Source organism: Zobellella taiwanensis (genome assembly GCF_003012795.1).
GTDB lineage: Bacteria > Pseudomonadota > Gammaproteobacteria > Enterobacterales > Aeromonadaceae > Oceanimonas > Oceanimonas taiwanensis.
On sequence record NZ_PXYH01000098.1, the window covers coordinates 1 to 236 of the forward strand.

Below are 236 nucleotides of genomic sequence, written 5' to 3' on the forward strand. Positions count from 1 at the left end.
CAAGCTGCTTAAGGGCTGGTCCGCGTTCGCTCGCCGCTACTAACGGAATCTCGGTTGATTTCTGTTCCTCGGGGTACTTAGATGTTTCAGTTCTCCCGGTTCGCCTCGCTGCGCTATGTATTCACGCAACGATACTGCACTGAGTGCAGTGGGTTTCCCCATTCGGACATCACGGGCTCAAGCGCTTCTTACCAGCTCACCCGTGCTTAACGCAGGTTAGCACGTCCTTCATCGCC

1 rRNA gene is annotated in these 236 nt (G+C 55.5%); it reads right to left on the reverse strand.

Annotated features, from left to right (window positions below):
• Positions 1 to 236: ribosomal RNA gene (locus tag C7I36_RS17095) — 23S ribosomal RNA — on the reverse strand; the annotation flags it as partial.